3 protein-coding genes and 1 pseudogene are annotated in these 4,241 nt (G+C 64.6%); 2 read left to right on the top strand and 2 right to left on the bottom strand.

Features of this window, described 5'->3' with window-relative positions:
• Window positions 1-667 (bottom strand): serine/threonine-protein kinase (locus ACLP9N_RS31230; protein WP_442411006.1); only part of this gene is annotated, 667 nt, incomplete at its 3' end.
• Window positions 668-1,185: 518 nt separating this feature from the next.
• Here ACLP9N_RS31230 and ACLP9N_RS31225 point away from each other — a divergent pair.
• On the top strand, window positions 1,186-2,910 hold the full coding sequence (locus tag ACLP9N_RS31225) for a hypothetical protein (RefSeq protein WP_442411005.1): 1,725 nt from the start codon (window positions 1,186-1,188) through the stop codon (window positions 2,908-2,910).
• Window positions 2,911-3,202: 292 nt separating this feature from the next.
• Window positions 3,203-3,736: a hypothetical protein gene (locus ACLP9N_RS31220; protein ID WP_442411004.1), complete on the top strand. Its 534-nt coding sequence runs from the start codon at window positions 3,203-3,205 to the stop codon at window positions 3,734-3,736.
• Window positions 3,737-3,908: 172 nt separating this feature from the next.
• Here the strand turns inward: ACLP9N_RS31220 and ACLP9N_RS31215 are convergent.
• Window positions 3,909-4,241 (bottom strand): annotated as a pseudogene (locus ACLP9N_RS31215) (ATP-binding protein); the annotation flags it as partial.

Here is a 4,241-nt window from a genome sequence, read left to right as displayed (position 1 = left end):
CGACTGCGGGATTAGAGTTCGGAAATAGTTGAGAACCGGTCAGAAAGTGGTAGGCGGTGGCCGCCAACGAGTACTGGTCTGCCCGCCCGTCGATCTCCTCACCCAGCAATTGCTCGGGTGCGCAGTAGGCCACCGTGCCCACCGTCATGTTTGTCTTCGTCAACCCGCTGATGTCGTTGACGCTGCGGGCTATCCCGAAGTCGGTCAGGAGGATTCGTTGCTCACCCCCGTCCTCGACGTGGGTCATCATGATGTTGGCGGGCTTGACATCTCTGTGCCGGAGGCCCTGATTGTGTGCGTAGTCCAGCGCGCTGGCGACCGCCGAGACGATGCGGGTGACTTCTTCAACCGGCATGCCAGCCGGGTATCGATCGGCCAGGAGCCGGGCCCCGTCGAGCCCGTCGACGAAGTCCATAGCGATCCACAACTGCCCGTCCTCTTCCCCACGGTCATGCACGCCGACGATATTCGGGTGCCACAGCGTGGACACCAGGTCGGCCTCGCGACCGAAACGGGCCCGGTAGTCGGCATCGCCAGACACATCGGCCGACAGCACTTTGAGCGCGTCCTGGCGCGGCAGGCGTGGATGCTGGGCAAGGTCTGACCCGCACTCAACGGCATAGGCCGGATCCTCGCACTGGCGATGTCCCCGATGCGGAATCGTCATTCACTGGGCCGGTGCTAACTCGCATAAGAACCCGATGCAAGGTCGGTGACGAGCCCTGACGCGAGGAGCTACGAAAGACCGCGGAAAGAGCGGTGAGGAGGTCGTCACCGGCCTCCGGTTCCATGTCTCGCCCAGCACTGTCGCTCATTCAACCCTCTTGATGTCGTTGATGTCGAGCCGACACACGCCGTCGCCCTAGGATTCTCCACTGAATGACTGCCTTTCGAGGCAGCGACCTGATGGGGGCGGGAAAGATGGGCATTTTTCCGCTACGAACCGCGATCGCTATGGCGTTCCCTTCACCACGAAAACGTCGTCAGAACGGTACTCCCGTGCCTACTCTCCTTCAATGCGGGGGAAGGCGCGCCTGATGAGTGCTAGCTGATCCGCTGCTCGATGCGGCCGCGCTCGAGCTCGAACGCTTACCTCATCGTGTTCTAGATGTGACGGCGGTAAATCAGTGTTGTTGACAATGACTTGAGTGCCGTAGGCGCACTCCAAACAGATGATTGAGTGGGATGCCGGCGTTGGAAGATCGTGGTGGCTGGATTTCGCGGGCTCCGATGTGGCGGTGGCGGCGCCTGCTTGTCGTTGGGGGCGTGTGCGTGCTTATCGCTGGGGGCGTGCGCGTGGCGCATGCTGCCCCGCCCGCCCCCGCCGCGGTCCTGCGCGTCGGCAGCTATCAAGGGATTCCCGGGCAGTACTCGAGCATCCAGGCAGCGGTCGATGCCGCCCGGCCCGGGGACTGGGTGCTAATCGGGCCGGGCGACTACCACGAGACAGGCAATCGCGTTCCTCCCGGGGCCGTCGGCGACGACACGGCGGGGGCCGCCGTGCTCGTGACCACGCCCGGCATCCACATCCGCGGCATGGACCGCAACGGGGTCGTGCTCGACGGCACCAAGCCGGGGGCATCTTGGTGCAGCTCCGCGACAGCCGACCAGGACCCAGGCCCGCTCGGTCCCGATTCCGCCCCGACGGGGCGAAACGGCCTGATCGTGTTCAAGGCGTCCGGTGTCAGCGTCGAGAACCTGACCGCCTGCAACTTCCTCTCGGGCGCCGACACCCCCGGCGATGAGATCTGGTTCGACGGCGGCGGCTCGAGCGGCACCCAGCAGATCGGAAGCTGGCGCGGCGCGTTCATGTCGGCCACCTCGAGCTACTTCGCCGGCGAGAACCAGCCGTTCGCCCAGTACGGGATCTACGCCTCCAACACCTTCGGGCCGGGGCTGTTCACGCAGGGGTATGCGAACAACATGGGCGATGCCGCGTTCTACATCGGCGCCTGCCCGGACTGCAACACGATCCTCGACCACGCCCACGCCCAGAACTCGGCCCAGGGATACTCGGGAACCAACTCCGGCGGCCGCCTGATCGTCCAGAACTCCGAGTTCGACCACAACCACACGGGGTTCTCCACCAACAGCCAGAACAACGACGACCAACCGTCGCCCCAGTCCGGCCACTGCCCTGGTAACGGGACCGGTCCGACCGGGACCCATTCGTGCTGGCTGTTCACGCACAACTCGGTGCACGACAACAACAACCCGGACGTGCCCACCAGCCCCGGCGTAGTCGGCTCCAGTCCGGTGGGAACCGGCATCCTGATCTCCGGAGGCCGGTTCGACACCGTCAATGACAACGACATTCACGACAACGGCGCGTGGGGCGTGCTGCTGGTCCCGGAGGTCGACACCGCGACCCCGCCGCCGATCGCCCACTGCAAAGGCGGCTTCGGCCTGTCGGCGTTGTCGTTCTGCTACTTCAACAACAAGGGCAACGAGATCGAGAACAACACGCTGAGCCACAACGGCTTCTTTGGCAACCCGAGTAACGTCGACCTCGCGGAGATCTCAACCCTCGCCTTTCCTGGCAACTGCTGGCACGGCAACGTCGACACCTCGGGCACGGTCATCGGGCTCAAACACTTTCAGCGCCCACGGGTCACCAGCGACCCGCTCTTCATCCAGTACTTCCTCCACGGCATCTGCGGAATCCCGGACGCGGGCGCAGGCATCATTAGCATCCTCAGTCTGGAGGTCGCCTGCGACTCGCAATTCCTCGGCCCCTGCCCGAGCACCGTGGTCACGAACTACCCGCGCCAGACGGCGGTCCAGATGATGGCGCTGCCGCCGCAGCCGAGCATGCCCAATCCGTGCCTGGACGTGCCGCGTAACCCCTGGTGCCCCACCAACCCGACCAGCCCACCCCCGTATCCCGTGCCGGGGTCCACCGTTCGCTAGGACACGCGAGTGTGACATGGCCAGCAACTTGGATCCGCACACGGTGCACTCGCAAGCCACAGCCCGGCTGCTCGAGACTCACTGACCGGGTTGGCGTCGATGATCTGACTACGCTCGAGATCCTGGCAATCATCGCCGTTGTGGAGTCGGTCGACCAACGAGTGAACGGACACTCCGCGCCGGTGCTCCAAATCATACCGACCTGAACTTTCGGGCAACTCGCGTACATCTGTCGGCCCTCCGATGCACACTACAAAACGACCAGGGCGCACGGGGAGCGCAGGAGAACGACATGACCGACGACGACAACGGTGACGATCAACCGCCTACGGCCACAGCCGAACGCGACGCAACCACGATTGTGCCCCCGCTAACTGAGGCTGCGCCGGACCTGGCATGGTCGGCAGAGGATAAGACCGAGGAAATCCAGCGCCAGTCGTGGCGCCTGACGTGGGGCCACGCCGCGGTGCTCCTGGCGTGCACCGGTGTGGTCGCGCTGGCGATAGGCTTCGCCGGCTGGGCGCTGGTGCGGATGCACGATGACGCCGCGATGCCTCGGCCGGTGACGAACCCTCCGACGTCGTGGGCCGCAACGCCGCCCCCAGCGTGGATGCCGACCACCCCGACGCCGCCGCCGGCAACCACAACTGCGCGGCTGCGCATCAGCAACCTGCCGGGAACCGATGACCTTGGCTGGACCGCATACCCCGGTGCACGCTCCGATTCGGGAGATCAGCCAGCTGCCATGGGCCGCACCGCACAGTCCGTGGTAGTGGTATGCCGGCTCTTCAATCTTAAGCGGGCAGTTGTGATTTCGCTCTCATAGGGTGTGTCGTTGCATGAGGTGGTGTCGGCGAGTCGACCAAGAGTTCTGACTCAACACCAAGAGCCCCTCCCCGCCAGTGCGGCGCAACTGGAGTTGAGACAGACTATTGAGACACGATCACCAGGCGGAATAACGTGCCGGGTGCCCGGCCCACGACTGTCTTATATGTGGTCTATTTCGAGAGCGCGTTCAACTCCGCTCGGGACTGGTCGATTTGGTCGTATGCGTAGGTCGCCATCGCGGCGGTGGTCATCGTCTCACCCTTGCGGGCGAGCGATTCGTAGGTCGCCTCGCCGAGGACATCGCGGAGGTGGGTAATCGCGGTGGTGATTTCAGGGACCGCCGCTGCGGCGAGGGGACTGCGTGCGAAACCGGCTATGGTGGCCGCCGGTTCATAGCGTCCAAGCCGGTCGAAAAGAACGGCGAGGACGGCCAGCGGGCCGCGGATCGTCGTGGTGTCGCCCGCATTGTGGAAGTTGCGGATCGCCAGAGTGAGGTGATCGAA

The organism is Mycobacterium sp. (assembly GCF_052144515.1).
Lineage (GTDB): Bacteria > Actinomycetota > Actinomycetes > Mycobacteriales > Mycobacteriaceae > Mycobacterium.
This window is presented reverse-complemented; position numbering and strand designations above follow the sequence as displayed.